Source organism: Escherichia sp. HH091_1A (assembly GCF_030295175.1).
Taxonomy (GTDB): Bacteria; Pseudomonadota; Gammaproteobacteria; order Enterobacterales; family Enterobacteriaceae; genus Escherichia; species Escherichia coli_F.
This window is the reverse complement of sequence record NZ_AP025747.1, coordinates 4,279,111-4,296,851: the sequence shown is the minus strand read 5'-3', so window position 1 is coordinate 4,296,851 and position 17,741 is coordinate 4,279,111. Positions and strand designations below refer to the sequence as shown.

Below are 17,741 nucleotides of genomic sequence, written 5' to 3'. Positions count from 1 at the left end.
TGGTGAGATTAAGAGGATAATTCGTGCGTTTTGCCATCCGGCGCACGATTATTCAGCACATCGTCCAGTTTTTTGTGGTCCAGTTCTTTCACCCACTTAGCAACAACAATGGTCGCTACGCCGTTACCGACCAGGTTAGTCAGCGCACGGGCTTCTGACATGAAACGGTCGATACCGAGGATTAGCGCCAGACCCGCTACCGGCAAATGGCCCACCGCAGAGAGCGTCGCCGCCAGCACGATAAAGCCACTGCCCGTTACCCCTGCAGCCCCTTTGGAAGAAAGCAGCAACACAATTAATAGTGTGATTTGGTGAACGATATCCATCTGACTGTTAGTGGCCTGGGCGATAAACACCGCCGCCATTGTCAGGTATATCGATGTGCCATCAAGGTTAAACGAGTAGCCTGTCGGGATGACCAGCCCCACCACCGATTTGCGGCAGCCGAGTTTCTCCATCTTGTCGAGCATACGCGGCAGCGCCGACTCGGAAGATGAAGTCCCCAGTACAATCAGCAATTCTTCACGGATGTAGCGAATAAATTTGAAGATACTGAAACCGGTCGCTTTGGCGATTGAACCCAATACCAGCACCACAAACAGGATACAGGTGATATAGAAGCAGATAATCAGCTGCCCCAGCTGCACCAGTGTGCCGACGCCGTATTTACCGATAGTAAACGCCATTGCCCCGAACGCACCAATAGGTGCCAGACGCATGATCATATTGATGATGCCGAAAATGACCTGCGAGAAACTTTCGATAACGTTAAAAATCAGTTGGCCTTTGCTGCCCAGACGGTGGAGCGCAAAACCAAACAGTACGGCAAACAGCAGCACCTGCAGAATGTTACCGCTGGCAAATGCGCCAATGACGCTCGCCGGGATGACATCCATAATGAAGGCGACAATGCCCTGGTCTTTCGCCTGATCGGCGTAAACCGCTACCGCTTTCGCATCAAGCGTTGCCGGATCGACGTTCATTCCGGCACCAGGCTGCACGACGTTAACGATGATAAGACCAATAATCAGTGCGATGGTGCTGACAATTTCAAAGTAAAGCAGTGCGACTGCGCCGGTACGACCGACCGCCTTCATGCTTTCCATGCCCGCAATGCCCGTTACGACGGTACAAAAGATGACAGGAGCGATGATCATCTTAATGAGCTTAACGAACCCGTCGCCAAGCGGTTTCATTTGCTCGCCTATTTCAGGGTAGAAATGGCCAAGGAGAATACCAATGGCTATCGCTGTCAGGACCTGAAAGTAAAGGCTTTTAAACAGAGAGGTTTTCATAGGGTGTCCTTTAGTAAAACCACAGGTCTTGTAAGGTTATGGGGTACCTGCGGCCTTAAAATAACACCCAGACAACATCACAGAAATGTACCTGGATCATAATTGAAACAAAAAGGTTAAAAAGTTTGAGCTGGCTCGCACAAACCAGCACTTTTTAAAGTTTTGTAATCAGTTTGGGGTAGCTACTTTTCTCCCAGGTAACTCTCTTCGAAGATTTCAATAGGGAGTGGGCGAGCAAAAAGGAAGCCCTGGGCAATACCAACGCCCGCTTTTGCCAGCCAGTCGCGTTGTGCTTCAGTCTCCACGCCTTCGGCAATCATTTGTAAGTTCAGGCTTTGCGCCAACATGATAATTGCAGCAATCATGCTGCTATCTTCCGGCAAGCCTTCAACAAACATTTTGTCGATTTTTAACACGTCGATTGGCAACGATTTCATATGCTGCAGCTGACGCAGCCCTGCGTAGCCCATGCCGAAATCATCCAGCGCCACCCGAACGCCGGCATTACGCAACGGGCGGAGAATTGCCACCGCTGCATGAGGGTCGTCAATACGTCGGCTTTCTGTCACTTCCAGAATCAGTGTTCCCGGCTGAATGCGATAGCGGGTTAACAGTTCCAGCATATCCGCTACCATATTCGGGTGCATCAGTTGCAGCGCTGAGAGGTTTACCGACAAGGGCAACATAATGCCGCGCTCTTGCCAGGCAGCCAGCAGTCGACAGGACTCTTCCAGCACCCAGTGACCGACGGTAACCATCAGCCCACAGCACTCAATGCGATCGATTAAGCCATCCGGCAGATCCCAACTGCCATCCGGTTGCTGGATACGCAGTAACACTTCCGCACTGACCAGTTTACCGCTGGTCATCTCGACCTGTGGCTGTAACCAAATCGCAAACTGATGATTTTCCAGTGCATTAAGGATATCGCTCTCTTCCGTCAACCGCTGTTGGGCGGCTTCCATCTGCTGCGGATCAAAGAACTGAATCTGATTCTTACCTTTATGGCGAGCGGTAAATGCCGCAGAAATAGCGCGACTGTAAAGCTGTTCGGCGGTGAGATCGCCGTAGAACATCGCCACGCCAATGCTACAGTGCGGACGGAGTTGAATACGTTCAATCGGCAGGCACTCGCTCATGATAGTGAGCACTTGCTGACCTAAAGTAATAGCATGCCACGGCTCCTGTACACCGTTGGCAATGACAGCAAAGTCATAACCACTAATCTGCGCGAGGATCATACGTGGCGACAGTACCGATTTGAGTTTTTCCACCAGCGTCAGCAGCAGAATTTCTCGTTGCGCCTCTTTCAGCACGCCCGCAGTATCACGCAGGGTTTCACAGGTGATAATCATCAGCGCGGTGGTTTGTTTACGCGCGACAACCTGCTCCAGCATCTCCATCAGCAAGGCTTTGTTCGGCAAATCCGACACCGGGAAGCGCATCGCATTTTCGTTCTGTTCTTCATAATGGCGCTGCAGCAATTGCTGGTTGAGGTTGTAACTGCGCACCAGCATACCGATTTCATCGTCCTGATGCAGACGTGGTAATGCCAGTTGGTGACCAACAAGCTCCTGGGCTGGGATGGCGTTAAGTTCACGAGCAATATTGCGTAACGGATGCAAAATCAGGCGGTTAATGCACCAGCTAATCGCCACCGTCAATATTAACGACAAAAGTAAGTAAATGGTCACTAACGTTGAGAGGGTGCTCATCACGAACTTATACATGCGGAAGGAATCCGCCTGTAGCACCAGATAGGCAATTGGCTGCGGGTTTGCCGGACGTTCCAGCGAGTAAACGCCCAGCGAGATTTGCACCGGTAGCTCAAACATGCGAGTAACCATTACCGGCACCGGACGCTCTGGAATAAAACTTTTACGCAGCGCCTGGAACTGGTTAGGCAGCACCACATCGGCACGGCTGACCACGCCTGCCGGTTTAATGCTGGCAAGAATAGCTTCCGCTTCGGGAATATCGCCTTTCAAAATGGCAGAAGATAAGGGTTCGCGGACAGAGCGAGCAATGCTTTCCAGTTGCGTAGCCGTGTTATAGCGATTCTGCTGGACCAGATGGAACAGCAAAACGGTGCAAAAAATAAAAACGAACACCAGGACAACGGCTGCCACCATTGCCATCTGCTTGATTGTTAACGAGCGACTTACGCGCAAATTGTCTCCCCCCGGAAATCCCAGATTGCCGCCCGAGTATACCCGATCGCAGCGGCATTAAGAGAGGCGCTATCTGAAAACTTACCAGTCGGCGTAAGGTATCAGCGGCTGCGGCGGTAAATCCATGTCACCCTGCCATCCGGCGGCGGAATAACGTACGTAGAGCAGGAAATGGCTGGGCGCGTAATCTTTCGCCTGCTGGATATCAATTGCCGTACCGACAAACCAGTTGGATGTGACGCGACGCTCAAGTAATGCCCGCGCCGTATAGCCAAAGCCCTGACTGCTGCCGCCATCGTTGGATTGCCGCGCAGCTTCTTCCTGCCAGTCAGTCGGGATCAGATTCATCAGCGGATACCGCGGCATGGTTTTGGTGCGCGAATGCGACCACGAACCAGACGCCCCCAGCTCCCACGACCAGTTTTCTGTCCGCTCACGCCACATCACCGGAATGGCAAACGACAGGTATTCCTGCGGGCTGTAGTAACCGCCCTGACCGAGTGAGTACCCACTCAGATCTTTGTCGTAATGCCAGATCATGTTGTTCAGGCCGATTGTCACGCGGCGATTGTTCTGGTTGATGACCTTATAGTAATAGCCCGTCATCCAGCGCACGCGCCAGTTATCTTCAACATTTTTACCGGTTAACTGGTCGCCGCTAAGCGATGCCCAGACGCCGTTTGCTTCACCTTTATCGTAGCTCAGGCTTAGCCCCACGCCGTCGGCACGCACGCCGCCCCATTTTTTCCCGGTATTGCCTGGGGAGTCTTTTTGCCCGCCAAAGGCCAGCAAAGAACTGGAGATGGGCCGACGATGGGCGTTAACTGTGTAACCCAGCGGCCCGATATCATCGCTGTAACTGATGCCGCCGACCACATCCACCACGTTGAAGCCCATCGGCGTGGTGCCGATATCCCAGCTCCAGACGTCATTTCGCCAGCCGACCGCCACGCTGGCACCGGAATCCGACTGGCTGCGGTTGCCGCTACAGTCCTGTAATGTACAGGTGCCCCAGTTGTCATCCCATTTGCCATCGGCATTAGTGGAGAAACTGCCGACGTTCATATTGACGAAATCACTGCGAAAGAACATCCGCCCGTCAGAATACGGCGCATCCACCTGCAACATGGTAGTGTGCGCTTTCAGATCGGAGTAACCACCGGTGCCGCTCGACCCCCAGTAATCGTGCTCGAGGGTGACGTTAAGATCCTGCTGGCGGTAGAGATCTGCCGCATCGCTGCGCACGCCGCGTTTCAGCCAGTCATCTTTCTCGTCGTTACGAGTCAGCCGGGTAAAGGTGTCGTTATCCTGCGGACGCGTCGTGGTCACACCGGATGCAACCATCGCGTCTTTGTAGGTTTCCAGCGCCTGCGTTGGATCGCCCGCCTGTGCTTCAAACTTCGCACCGTCGCGCAGTACCATCGCGCTTTCCATCGACGGTGGCTGAGATTTTGCCTGCGGGATCAGCTTGTTAAACGTCTGCTGCGCCGCTGCGGTATCGCCAAGCTGCGCCAGCGCCACGCGCCGCTGTGTGTTCAGGGAGGCGTTATCGGAGGCAGGCAGTTTCGCCAGTTGGCTACGTGCCGCCGCTTTGTCACCGGCAGCGATATCCACTTCCGTCAGGCCAAGAATGGCATCAGCGTTAGTTGGCTCCCGCGTCAGGACATTCTGATATGCAGCACGGGCAGCAGCGTAATCACGTCGTTGTTGCGCCCAGTCAGCCAGCGTCAGATCAATACGCGAGGAAGGCGGTTGCTGGCGCAGCATCGCTGCTGCTTCTGCCTCTTTACCGTTTTCTCGCAGGCGATTAGCGGTTTCCAGCACCTGGTCGCTTTGCAGCCGATTAACCAGCTCCTGAATATTGCTGTTCCACTGGGCACGCGGCAGGCTGTTGATATGCGCCAGTGCCGCTCTGTCCTGGTCGTGACCTGAAAGGTACAGCCCGTAAGCGTAAACCTGCTCCGGGTCGTTCGGCTTCTGCTGCACGAGATTGCGCATTAACGTATCGGCCTGGCTGCGTTGTCCGGCCTGCCAGAGATCCTGCGAAAGTCGGTAAGTAATCCATACACTGCCGGGGTCCAGTGCCAGTCGTTGCCGCTGAAGTGCTGCTGCCTGCGCCCATTTGCCCTGTTTTTCCAGTGCCTCTGCCTGCTGTGCCAGACGATCGTTTTGCAGGCTACGTTCGATATCATCAATGCTGCGCCGCTGGCTGGCAGAGAGCGAGGCGATAAACGCTTCGGCTTTTTCTGGCGATTGCTGGCGGTAAATATTCGCTAGCCCGCGCACGGCGTTGGTATTGCCGCTGTCCATGCGCAGCGTCTGCTGGTAATAGCGTTCGGCGGCGGAATAATCTTTTCGCGCCATCGCCACATCGCCCAGCCCCAACACCGCATAGCTGTCGGTGTTATCGACACTGCGCGCCTGCTGGAACAGGCGTTCTGCCCGGTCAGGATTATTGGCTTTCAGCGCGGCATCACCCTGCTGGATCGCCAGCCAGTAGCGGTTTACTTTCAGCAGACTGTTCCATTTGTCGTTGTTGCTGCTGTGCGGGTCCAGTGCGAGGGCTTTTTCCAGATTCGCCACCGCATTGGCGCGATCGCCTTTCTGAGAATACGCCTGGCCCAGCGCCCCCAGTGCCTCACTGTCTTTCGGGTTCGCCCGCACTGCCTGTTGTAGTTCGGGAATGGCTTTACCCGCCATGCCAGAGTCCACTGCCGCTAAACCTTGCGCACGAGCGCGGAAAGCAGGGTCGGCCAGCTGTTTTTGCTGTTCTGCCAGTTGCGATTGCGCAGCAGCTACGCTGTCGCCATCACTAAAGATAGAGAGATATTTTTTCAGCGCCTGCACGCTGGCATCGCTGACAGGCATGTCTTTAATCTGCCCGTACCAGATTTTAGAGGCTCCCTCGCGCCCGGCGTTCGATTTCGCCATCTGCTCCAGTACAGCAAAACCTTCATCACGCCGATCGCTACTAAACAGCAATAGCGCCAGATTGTTTTGCAGGCCCGTATTGCCCGGCGTATCCGCATTGATGCGTTTTAGCTGATTAATCGCTTCGCCACGGCGAGCCGGAATTTTCGCCACCGTACTCCAGTACTCGACGGCAATGTCACCTTCCGGCGGCGCACCGTTGAACAGCTTGTTGTAACTCGCCACAGCTTCTTCTGCATGACCGGTAGTCGCCTGCAATCTTGCCTGTTGCAGTGCCTGACGACCATCCGGCGTAGAAAGTAACATTGTGGTCCGCGACGATTTATACGCATTTGAACTCGGCGCTAACTGCGACAGCCGATCGAGCTGTTTTTGCGCGCCATCAATATCGCCCTGACGTAACAGAGAACGGAAACGGGCGGCAACGACGTCCGGGTTATTCGGATCAATAAGTTCCAGCCGATACAACGACTGTTGCACCAGATCTTCACGATGGGTCGCTTCGCCTAACCGAACTTGCTCCAGCAACTGTTGCTGAGCGGTTGGTGCTGCCTCGACCATCGGCATGACGGCCAGACCGAGGGAAAGCGTGAATATGTTTAGTGTGAATTTGCGCATTCCTGGCCCCAGTCAGGTAATAACTCACCTTTTGTCGAGAAGCGGAAACGGTGTTGATCCCAGCCTTGTCCAAACAGGGTCAGCACATAGTTGTAATAGGCATCGCTGCCGGGAAAGTTATCGGCCACGCGCTGGCGCTGAACGGCCTGTGCATCGCGGTTTTGTAAAAAGGGCAGCATGGCGGCAGAAAAACCGACCGGTCCTTTACCCTGCGCTTTCCCCGTAGCCACATCGACTTTTTCCGGCGGATAGCCGTTTTTCTCGGTGAATGTCGCCATCGGTTTAAACCGGTTGAGCATCCGCGCTTTTTGCGGATCGCTGTCAGGCATCATGCCTACCCACATGTAAACACGGATAGCGTCGTAGCTGCTGATCAATGTTTTTTCGGCTTTTAGCTGCCAGCCTTTGTCTTTCTCATAGCGCACCCAGTCTGGCGAAAAGCCTTTCGGGGCGGTTTCCAGCAATAAACGTTGATTGGTTTCGCGCAGCGTAGTCCACGGCGCGCCAAAGCGGGTGAAATACTGCGCCAGCGTCGGCGGCAGGTAGCTGGGGTTAAAACGCCAGCTGTTATCCTCTGCAAATCCCACTTTGCCCGGCAACAACATGGAACCCAGCCCAGGCACCGTCACCACTTCCTCCCGCGCAATACGTTTTAACAACGCGCTGCCGATGTCGGTATAACGCTGCTCTTTCCACAAACGCCCCGCCTCCAGCAACGACCAGGCCATCCAGACATCACCATCAGAGGCCGAATTGCTGTCCAGCACTTCCCACTTACTGTTCTCTTTCTTGCCCCACAGCCAGGCGGGCAAATGTTCTTTTAAAGAACCCTGAGCGAGATTGTTCTGCGTCCAGTCGAGAATATTATCGAAAGCTGCACGGTCGTTAGCCGCCAGGGCAAAGAACATGCCGTAACTTTGCCCTTCGGAGGTGGTGATTTTGCGCGCGTCGCTGGGGTCGATGACGCGCCCTTCCTGACTGATGTAATCCTTTTTGAACTGCTCCCAGGCAGGCCAGTTGCAGGCAGCCTGAACACTAAAGGCAGCCAGCAGCAGCATCGTCACGAGTCCACTACGCAACACATTCATCTTCAATTACTCGTTATCCGGGTTAAGACGACGACGGCTGATAATACGCAGCAAACGCCACAGTACCCAGGCCAGCAGCACGACGCTGATTGCCGCCAGCACCGCCAGCAGAATCGGATGGTTTGCCAGCGCATACCATAAGCGTTCGAACCACGGCAGATGGCCAACGTAATAGACGTCGCCAACACGCAGGCTATTGATACCGGACTCGCGGATCACCGCGACCGAGCCGAACATGGTGGCGCGTTTGCCGCTATCGTTCACCGCATCGTTAAGCATTTCATAACCGCGTGGGCTATCTGCCAGCAGCGCAATCACGCTACGCTGGTCGTTATACGGCGACTGGAAGCCAATCACCGCTGCCATCGCACCGGAAGAGGTCAGCGTTGATTGAGTTTCTGCCGCGCGATCGCTCTCGTCCGGCACAATGCCGGGGAACGGGGTCTGGCGCATCGGCGTTTTCACCCAGCTTTCGGTCGCCTGCACCAACAGGTCGATCTGCTTGTCGTCTTTCAGTTTGTCCGGGATACCACCGATAATCATGATGTCGGCATCTTTGCCCTGAATGGTGCTGCCATCATCGGTCACCGTCAGGTTAATCGCCGGGAAGCCCGTCTGCGCACCGATAAAGCCAACGGTATTCAGCAAGGTTTCCATCTGTGCTTCGTTAGGCGCTTTCGGCATCACGGTGATGGTTTGTGACAGATCCGCCATCCGGCTGAACGGGAAGCCCGCGTTAGCAAAGGCGCGTAGATCCGGCATCGGGATGAAGTGGTAATACTTCGAGAAGTCGATGGTGGAGTCGTCACCAATCACCACATGATTCTGCACCGGCTGGAAGGTAATACAGTTATCCACCGAACCGCCCGGCATCGGGTTCATATACTCAAAGTCGAACCGCAACTGGTTGGTCGCGCCCAGTTTCAGCGCCGGAATAGAGACATCCGTTTTGCCATCCAGCAAACCTTGTAATACCGGAATACGCAGCAGCAGGCGGTTCGCCTCCTGTTTACTGCTCAGGTTGAAGGATTGCAGGAACTGGTTATTCAGGCTGATATCCATCCGCGAACTGTCTTTCACCGGCGGCATGGTGTAGCGATAGTTGATATCCATATCAATGCCGGTACTGCGCATCAGGTAGAGATCCGGCGGCAGGTTTAGCGAAACGTTAATCGCTGCTGGCTCAAGACCGCTGGATTGTAACTGTTCTTCATAGGTTTTCAGTTCACCAAAGGTGACCGGACGATCGGTACGCACCCAGTTCGGCGCATCGTACGGCTTACGCGGTAGCAGCGGTTTCACTTCATTCACTACCACGCTTTCACCACGGAACAGAATGTTACCCTGAGCGATACCTTTCGCTGCCTGCAACAGGTCTTTGTCGTCACGACCAAAGACCACCAGCAGTTTGACGTAAGGATTCTGTGGATGGTTGATCATCTCAATCACCGGGGCTTTTACCGCCGGATGATCGCGCAGGAAGTCCGGGCGTTTGTCATTAGTGGCAAAAACGATGGCATTGCGATCCGGCAGTTGGTTATAGAGCACCGGGAAGTTCTGCCCACGCCAGCCAGAACGCGAACCAAACCACGAGGCGACAATGGCAGATGCTTGTTGCAGCCCAACATCCGGCGCACCCGCAAAGACCATCGGCAAGGTGTTGGTGCGGTTATCACGCGGGTCAAAGAATGGTACCGGGAAGTGTGACAGATCATTCTTCACATTCAGGGTCTGATAGGTCAGATCCAGTCCACTGCTCCGCCCAACATCCAGCCAAAGCGTGGTGCTGGCCGGGTTTTCGCACACGTCCTGATAATGACCGACAAACTCCAGCCGCACACGGTTGAAGTCGGTAATAAACAGTGGGTTAATTGGCATTTGTGCCAGCGTTTTTTTACCCAACTGTTCTTTGGTCACTGGCAGCACGCCCATCAGTTCATCATTGAGATAAACCTTTAACTGCGACTGGACAGGCAGTAACGATGGCGATGGCGTGTATTCGAGGTTGAGCATCGCCTTCGTCACCACTTCATCGCTGCGCATACCAAACTCAATGCTGCCGTTCGGGTTAATGCCACGTAGCACCATGCTGCCCGGCGGTGGCGCAATTTGCGCAAAGGTCAGCTTCACATCACGCGAAGGACCGTTCTGCGCCACGATGGGGGCATCAGCGCCCTGCACGCCCGGCATCACTTGCCCCACCTGCGGATTTTGTTCCGTCTGGGCGGCTACAGCTGGCTCAGCATTGATCAGTGGTTGCGTTGCTGGCGTCGCCTGCGTCATGAAAGAGGGGAACGCACTCATCCCCATAGCCACTGCACAAATCCAGAATAGTTTTCTTTTCATCGCGTTATCATCATTGTTGAGCCAAAGCCTGATCCGATGGTTGTGCCGTTTCGCTCCGCTCCGGGCGGCGCGGAATAAACGATACAACCCAGGAAACCAGAGAAGTCAGCACACGGAATATGCCCTTCACCGAAGAAGGCGCAAACTCCGCCAGATGGCGGTAGCCACGGAAGCCGAGCTTCAGAATATCCAGCAGACTTTCCAGCGGCTTATCTTCCGGATAGCTGTCCTGCCAGAGCGCCCATGTATCCGCACGGGCAAACGTACACTGCACAAAATCGATATGTTGCTGGGTGGTGAGCGGCATTAATTTCAGCCCAACTTCATTACCCATCACGCGCGCCACCTGGGCCGGGAAGACGTATTCTTGCTGACCGCGTTTAAGCAACAGATTCACTTTCTGCCCTTCCAGAATCTGTGCCTGACCGTTGATCTTGATCCCCAAACCACCGTCGGAGAAATCCTGAACGGTACACGAGAAGAGGTGACCATCTTCGCGGGCAATTGCCGCGGGCATCGTCATCTCCACGCGGTGCGATCGGCGAACCTGTTTGCTTTCTACCGATACCGCTACCGCACCACCGAGAATAATCAGGTTGTAGAACACCCACACCATACTGACGATGACAGTGAGCATCTCGGTTGGCGGGCCGTAGAAGTAACGCCAGATACCGACCGCAATACCGACCAGGTTGAGCAATACCAGGAAAATGTAGGGCCGTGAGATCACCCAGTCGACGTACTCTTCTTCCACCAGTCCACCTTTGGCGGTGACGTTAAATTTGCCTTTGTGCGGGTTAATCAGCGCCACCAGCGTCGGTGGTGCGATATACCACGCCAGCACCGTTTCGTAGATTTCACTCCAGAAAGAGTGGCGATATTTGCCCTGGATCTTCGAGTTGGTCAGGCTGGCATGAATCATATGCGGCAGCACAAACAGAGCGATCATTAACGCTGGCGCGTAGATGATGTAGGCATGCAGCAGCAGGAACGCCAGCGGCGCAGTCAGAAAGATCAGTCTTGGAATGCCCGACAAGAAATGGAACATGGCGTTGACGTAGCACAGCCGCTGAGCAAACTTCAGTCCTTTTCCGGTGAGCGGGTTATCAAGACGGAAGATTTGCACCATCCCACGCGCCCAGCGAATACGTTGGCCGATATGCGCCGACAGACTTTCGGTCGCCAGCCCCGCCGCCTGTGGAATACGCATATACGCTGAAGTGTAGCCACGACGGTGCAAACGCAGAGAAGTATGCGCATCTTCGGTTACCGTTTCGACAGCAATGCCGCCAATCTCATCCAGCGGCTTACGGCGAATCACCGCACATGAACCGCAGAAGAAAGTGGCGTCCCACATATCGTTGCCATCCTGCACCAGACCATAAAACAGCGTGCCTTCGTTTGGCGTTTTACGAAAACGTCCCAGGTTACGTTCAAACGGATCCGGTGAGAAGAAGTGGTGCGGCGTCTGCATCATCGCCAACTGTTTTTCTTTCAGGAACCAGCCCATGGTCATTTGCAGGAATGAGCGCGTCGGCACGTGGTCGCAGTCGAAAATCGACACGAACTCGCCTTTGGCATATTTCAACGCATTGTTGATGTTGCCTGCTTTCGCATGTTCATGAGTGGTACGGGCGATATATTTCACCCCCACGTTTTGTGCAAACTGGCGAAACTCTTCCCTGCCGCCGTCATCGAGGATCCAGATGTTCAGCTTGTCTTTCGGCCAGTCGATACCCAGCGAGGCGTAAATCGTATTTTTCACCACGTTGAGATCTTCGTTGTAAGTCGGGACAAAGATATCCACCGACGGCCACAGCGACATATCTTTCGGCAACGGTACTGGCTGACGATTCAGCGGCCATACCACCTGGAAGTAGCCGAGCACCAGCACAATCCACGCGTACGTTTCAGCGAACAGCAGTATAAGCCCGCACACCAGACTGACCGGATCGTCCCAGTTCAGCGTAGAGGTGTAGCGCCACCAGATATAACGGCAAGAAACGGTCAGCGACAGCACAATCAACATTAGCGCCGAGAAGCGCCCCGGCATCCGCCGTACGATCAGCGCTACACCCCACAGCAGCATCAGGAAGATAAACTGCGCCAGCGGGTTAAACGGCTGGGTAACGCAGATTAACGCCAGAATCAGCGAGAAGGTGACGATGATACCGAGGATCAACCGCCGCGCCCCGGCGCTCAAATGGCCGAGTTCTTTTTTCTCATCAAGATGCTGTGTTTTATGGCTAACGCGCTCAGGCAACTCGTCCATCCACTGATGGTAACGGCCACGAATATTCTGCAGACCTGAAATTGCCCGCCTGCGCGGTTTCGGCGTTTCTTTACGCGGCGCACCGATCAGTAGCCAGCAGGTTTGAATGAGATAACGGACCGGATCCAGCGGACGCGGACGCGAGGCGTTGATATGCGGATACAGGTTTTTATGTTCTGCGCGAATACGCTGCCAGCGCGGGTGCTCCAGCGGAATAAAAATCCAGGCCAGGATCAACCAAAAACAGCCGAGCGTCGCGCTGAAAGCCGACGCGCCGTGACGACGATAATCGCGATAACGCCCGATAAGCCGCGCGTTGACCGGCGGGATAAGCAACCACCGGGTCAGGATACTCATGATGCACTCCCGACTGGCGTTTTCAGCCCGGAATAGTTCAACAGGCACCAGTTAGCCAGCGTCAGTATCTCTTCAGCCGCCAGCGCATCACTGCGGTATTCACCGACTGGTTGCTTAGCCGCCAGGCATTGAGCCATCGCTTCATCACGATGAATGAGCATTGGCAGTAATCGGCGCTGGCTTTGCAACCAAAGCTGGTAAATATCGTCCTGAACCTGACTGCCGATACGGAAGTCATTAATCAAAATATGCGCGCCATCCGGCAGCGCCTGCTGATGCAGCCGGATATGGCAGTTGGCATCCACATTGACGATTGCCAGCGAGTGATCGCACAAACTCAGCAACTGGTGGGTTATCTGTGAGGCATCACGCGGTAAGTCGATCAAAATCCACTGGTAACGCCCGCTAGCTTTGAGTTGCTGTAAGCCGGAGCAAATATCGCTCAACCGGGTTTGCCAGTGCTGAGGATTTTCTTGTTCTTCAATGGATAACTGACCAAAAGGCAGCAAATCGAGCTGCGAGGTATAGCGCAACCCGGCGTCACGCCAGTCCTGACCGTCCAGCATGGCTCTGGCCCAGCCCTGACGGTGGGTAAAATCAACGTTAAATGACAGGCGCAACAAATTGTCCGGGCAGGCATCGACCACCAGGACATTTTCTCCCAACATTTGTAATGACCAGGCTAATGCGGCAGTGATGGTTGTTGTCCCCACGCCTCCCCGCACCCCCTGCAATCCCAGTACGGCCATTCACCAATCCCCTACTTTTGTTGCGCAAACTCTGCCAGCAACGGCCAGCGTTTTAATGCCGCGGCCAACTGTTCGCGTTGGGAAATATCGGCATAATCAATATCAGGTAGTGAAAACGCCTGCTTTAACGCCAAAATATCATTCTGGAAGATATAGCCTATCGCGGGATCAGGCAGAGTATCTGGTTCATTGTTATTCATTTGCTTGATCCCTATGAAATAACCGTACCGTTCATGAGACAATTCTAACCGTGAGCATTTCGCCGGTTTATTGTTTACGGCGAGACGGGAATTTGCTCACTTTTTGACTTTCCGTTACGCAACAAAAAAAGTTAAAAACGAAAAGACTAAAATCACACGTCTTGTGACCTGCTAAATTGATTCACATGCTAAATCTGATAAGTTTTAATTTCAATGGTAGGTTTATTTCTTAGCTTTCGCTAGTAAACTGATAATCAGACAAAATGATGACATGAGGGACATTGTGGACCCTGTATTCTCTATCGGTATCTCATCATTATGGGATGAGCTGCGACATATGCCAGCAGGCGGCGTCTGGTGGTTTAACGTCGATCGCCATGAAGATGCTATCAGTCTGGCGAATCAAACAATTGCATCCCAGGCTGAAACCGCACACGTCGCGGTCATTAGCATGGACAGCGATCCGGCGAAAATCTTTCAATTAGATGATTCTCAAGGGCCGGAAAAAATAAAATTATTTTCAATGCTAAATCATGAAAAAGGTCTATACTATTTGGCCCGTGATTTGCAGTGTTCTATTGATCCCAATAATTACCTTTTTATTCTTGTTTGCGCAAATAACGCATGGCAAAACATTCCTGCCGAGCGGCTTCGCTCATGGTTGGATAAAATGAATAAATGGAGCAGGTTAAACCATTGTTCGCTTTTGGTAATTAATCCCGGAAATAATAACGATAAACAATTTTCATTGTTGCTTGAGGAATACCGTTCACTTTTTGGTCTTGCCAGTTTGCGTTTTCAGGGCGACCAACATTTGCTGGATATTGCCTTCTGGTGCAACGAAAAAGGGGTCAGCGCCCGTCAGCAGCTTAGCGTTCAGCAACAAAATGGTATCTGGACATTAGTTCAAAGCGAAGAGGCGGAGATCCAACCACGCAGCGACGAAAAACGCATTCTGAGTAATGTTGCTGTACTGGAAGGTGCACCGCCCCTATCGGAACACTGGCAACTGTTCAACAATAACGAAGTTCTGTTCAATGAAGCCCGTACAGCTCAGGCGGCGACGGTGGTCTTTTCTTTACAGCAAAATGCGCAAATCGAGCCACTGGCCCGCAGCATTCATACTCTGCGTCGCCAGCGCGGTAGTGCGATGAAAATCCTCGTACGGGAAAATACTGCAAGCCTGCGCGCCACCGATGAACGTTTATTATTGGCCTGCGGTGCAAATATGGTTATCCCGTGGAATGCGCCACTCTCCCGCTGTCTGACGATGATCGAAAGCGTGCAAGGGCAGAAGTTTAGTCGCTATGTGCCGGAAGATATCACTACCTTGCTGTCAATGACCCAGCCGCTCAAACTGCGTGGTTTCCAGAAGTGGGATGTGTTCTGTAATGCCGTTAACAACATGATGAATAACCCTCTCTTGCCTGCACATGGTAAAGGCGTTCTGGTTGCCCTACGTCCGGTACCGGGTATCCGCGTTGAGCAAGCCCTGACGCTGTGTCGCCCTAACCGTACCGGCGATATCATGACCATTGGCGGTAATCGGCTGGTGCTGTTTCTCTCATTCTGTCGGATTAACGATCTGGATACCGCGTTGAATCATATTTTCCCATTGCCGACTGGCGACATTTTCTCAAACCGTATGGTCTGGTTTGAAGATGATCAAATCAGTGCCGAGCTGGTGCAGATGCGCCTGCTTGCTCCAGAACAATGGGGCATGCCGCTGCCTTTAACGCAAAGTTCTAAACCGGTCATCAATGCCGAGCACGATGGGCGCCACTGGCGAAGAATACCAGAACCAATGCGACTGTTAGATGATACTGTGGAGCGCTCATCATGATGACCATCAGCGATATCATTGAAATTATTGTCGTTTGCGCACTGATATTTTTCCCGCTGGGCTATCTGGCGCGGCACTCTTTGCGACGCATTCGCGACACCTTACGTTTGTTCTTTGCTAAACCTCGTTATGTTAAACCGGCCGGGACGTTACGCCGCACGGAAAAAGCCAGGGCAACCAAAAAATGACTCAATTTACGCAAAATACCGCCATGCCTTCTTCCCTCTGGCAATACTGGCGCGGCCTTTCCGGCTGGAACTTCTATTTTCTGGTTAAGTTCGGCCTGTTGTGGGCGGGATATCTTAACTTCCATCCGCTCCTCAATCTGGTGTTTGCCGCGTTTCTGCTGATGCCCATTCCGCGCTACAGCCTGCATCGCTTACGCCACTGGATTGCCCTGCCGATCGGCTTTGCTTTGTTCTGGCATGACACCTGGTTGCCTGGCCCGGAAAGCATAATGAGCCAGGGTTCGCAGGTGGCGGGGTTCAGTACCGATTATTTAATCGACCTTGTCACACGCTTTATTAACTGGCAGATGATTGGGGCCATTTTTGTTTTATTAGTGGCCTGGTTATTCCTGTCACAATGGATTCGCATTACCGTTTTTGTGGTTGCCATTCTGCTATGGCTGAACGTACTTACCCTGGCGGGACCAAGTTTCTCCTTGTGGCCTGCCGGTCAACCGACGACCACTGTAACAACGACGGGTGGTAACGCAGCGGCAACCGTTGCGGCGACGGGTGGCGCACCGGTAGTGGGTGATATGCCCGCACAAACTGCACCGCCAACAACGGCGAACCTTAACGCCTGGCTGAATAATTTCTATAACGCGGAGGCGAAACGTAAATCGACCTTCCCGTCTTCGCTGCCCGCTGATGCTCAGCCATTTGAACTACTGGTGATTAATATCTGTTCGCTTTCCTGGTCGGATATTGAAGCCGCCGGGTTGATGTCGCATCCGCTGTGGTCGCATTTCGATATTGAGTTCAAGAACTTTAACTCCGCCACCTCCTACAGTGGCCCGGCGGCGATCCGTTTACTGCGCGCCAGCTGCGGGCAGACTTCGCACACTAATCTGTATCAACCGGCAAATAACGACTGCTATCTGTTTGATAACCTGTCGAAACTGGGCTTTACCCAGCACCTGATGATGGGACATAACGGCCAGTTCGGCGGTTTTTTGAAAGAAGTTCGCGAAAATGGCGGCATGCAGACCGAATTGATGGATCAAACAAATCTGCCGGTTATTTTGTTGGGCTTTGATGGTTCGCCGGTTTATGACGATACCGCCGTGCTTAACCGCTGGCTGGACGTTACCGAAAAAGATAAAAACAGCCGTAGTGCCACGTTCTACAACACGCTTCCACTGCATGACGGCAACCATTATCCGGGCGTCAGCAAAACAGCGGATTACAAAGCGCGAGCGCAGAAATTCTTTGATGAGCTGGACGCCTTCTTTACTGAACTGGAGAAATCGGGTCGTAAAGTGATGGTGGTAGTGGTGCCGGAACACGGTGGCGCGCTGAAGGGCGACAGAATGCAGGTATCTGGCCTACGTGATATCCCTAGCCCGTCTATCACAGACGTCCCCGTTGGGGTGAAATTCTTCGGCATGAAGGCACCACATCAGGGGGCACCGATTGTCATCAACCAACCGAGCAGCTTCCTGGCTATCTCCGATCTGGTGGTTCGCGTTCTTGATGGTAAGATTTTCACCGAAGACAATGTTGACTGGAAAAAACTCACCAGTGGGTTGCCACAAACAGCACCGGTCTCCGAGAACTCAAATGCAGTAGTTATTCAATACCAGGATAAACCGTACGTTCGCCTGAACGGCGGCGACTGGGTGCCTTACCCGCAATAAGAACGAA

Annotated in this window: 11 protein-coding genes; 3 read left to right on the top strand and 8 right to left on the bottom strand. The window is 53.4% G+C overall.

Annotated elements, in window-relative coordinates; translation table 11 throughout:
• Positions 1 to 8: 8 nt before the first annotated feature.
• The 8 genes from dctA to bcsR all read right to left on the bottom strand — a co-directional run bounded on the left by dctA (position 9) and on the right by bcsR (position 14,027).
• Entirely contained in the window at positions 9 to 1,295 is a 1,287-nt protein-coding gene (gene dctA / locus QUF14_RS21555; protein WP_000858214.1) for a C4-dicarboxylate transporter DctC, read from the bottom strand.
• A gap of 182 nt (positions 1,296 to 1,477) precedes the next feature.
• Positions 1,478 to 3,466 carry a biofilm formation regulator HmsP gene (gene hmsP, locus QUF14_RS21550; RefSeq protein ID WP_001266332.1) on the bottom strand — a complete coding sequence of 663 codons (1,989 nt, stop codon included), beginning with the start codon at positions 3,464 to 3,466 and terminating at the stop codon, positions 1,478 to 1,480.
• A gap of 81 nt (positions 3,467 to 3,547) precedes the next feature.
• Positions 3,548 to 7,015, bottom strand: a complete 3,468-nt coding sequence (gene bcsC / locus QUF14_RS21545) for a cellulose synthase complex outer membrane protein BcsC (RefSeq protein WP_100734050.1) — start codon at positions 7,013 to 7,015, stop codon at positions 3,548 to 3,550.
• Positions 6,997 to 8,103 carry a cellulose synthase complex periplasmic endoglucanase BcsZ gene (bcsZ, locus tag QUF14_RS21540; RefSeq protein WP_001353587.1) on the bottom strand — a complete coding sequence of 369 codons (1,107 nt, stop codon included), beginning with the start codon at positions 8,101 to 8,103 and terminating at the stop codon, positions 6,997 to 6,999. Before bcsZ ends, bcsC begins: the two co-directional genes overlap by 19 nt.
• A gap of 6 nt (positions 8,104 to 8,109) precedes the next feature.
• Complete coding sequence (gene bcsB, locus QUF14_RS21535; protein WP_001355017.1) at positions 8,110 to 10,449, bottom strand: cellulose biosynthesis cyclic di-GMP-binding regulatory protein BcsB; 2,340 nt, start codon at positions 10,447 to 10,449, stop codon at positions 8,110 to 8,112.
• Between the two features lie 10 nt (positions 10,450 to 10,459).
• Positions 10,460 to 13,078, bottom strand: coding sequence for a UDP-forming cellulose synthase catalytic subunit (gene bcsA / locus QUF14_RS21530; RefSeq protein ID WP_100734049.1), 2,619 nt, complete (start codon positions 13,076 to 13,078; stop codon positions 10,460 to 10,462).
• On the bottom strand, positions 13,075 to 13,827 hold the full coding sequence (gene bcsQ / locus QUF14_RS21525; RefSeq protein ID WP_000279529.1) for a cellulose biosynthesis protein BcsQ: 753 nt from the start codon (positions 13,825 to 13,827) through the stop codon (positions 13,075 to 13,077). Before bcsQ ends, bcsA begins: the two co-directional genes overlap by 4 nt.
• Before the next feature lie 11 nt (positions 13,828 to 13,838).
• Positions 13,839 to 14,027 (bottom strand): cellulose biosynthesis protein BcsR, encoded by a 189-nt coding sequence (bcsR, locus tag QUF14_RS21520; RefSeq protein ID WP_001063314.1) that lies wholly within the window; start codon positions 14,025 to 14,027, stop codon positions 13,839 to 13,841.
• A 271-nt stretch (positions 14,028 to 14,298) separates the two neighbouring features.
• Between bcsR and bcsE the strand changes: the two genes are divergently transcribed.
• Genes bcsE through bcsG form a run of 3 tightly spaced genes read left to right on the top strand, consistent with a single transcriptional unit; the run spans position 14,299 to position 17,734 of the window.
• Positions 14,299 to 15,870, top strand: a complete 1,572-nt coding sequence (gene bcsE / locus QUF14_RS21515; RefSeq protein WP_001204924.1) for a cellulose biosynthesis c-di-GMP-binding protein BcsE — start codon at positions 14,299 to 14,301, stop codon at positions 15,868 to 15,870.
• Complete coding sequence (gene bcsF, locus QUF14_RS21510) at positions 15,867 to 16,058, top strand: cellulose biosynthesis protein BcsF (protein WP_000988308.1); 192 nt, start codon at positions 15,867 to 15,869, stop codon at positions 16,056 to 16,058. The genes bcsE and bcsF overlap by 4 nt, the downstream gene beginning before the upstream one ends.
• Entirely contained in the window at positions 16,055 to 17,734 is a 1,680-nt protein-coding gene (gene bcsG / locus QUF14_RS21505; protein ID WP_000191597.1) for a cellulose biosynthesis protein BcsG, read from the top strand. The genes bcsF and bcsG overlap by 4 nt, the downstream gene beginning before the upstream one ends.
• The last annotated feature ends 7 nt before the right edge of the window (positions 17,735 to 17,741 follow it).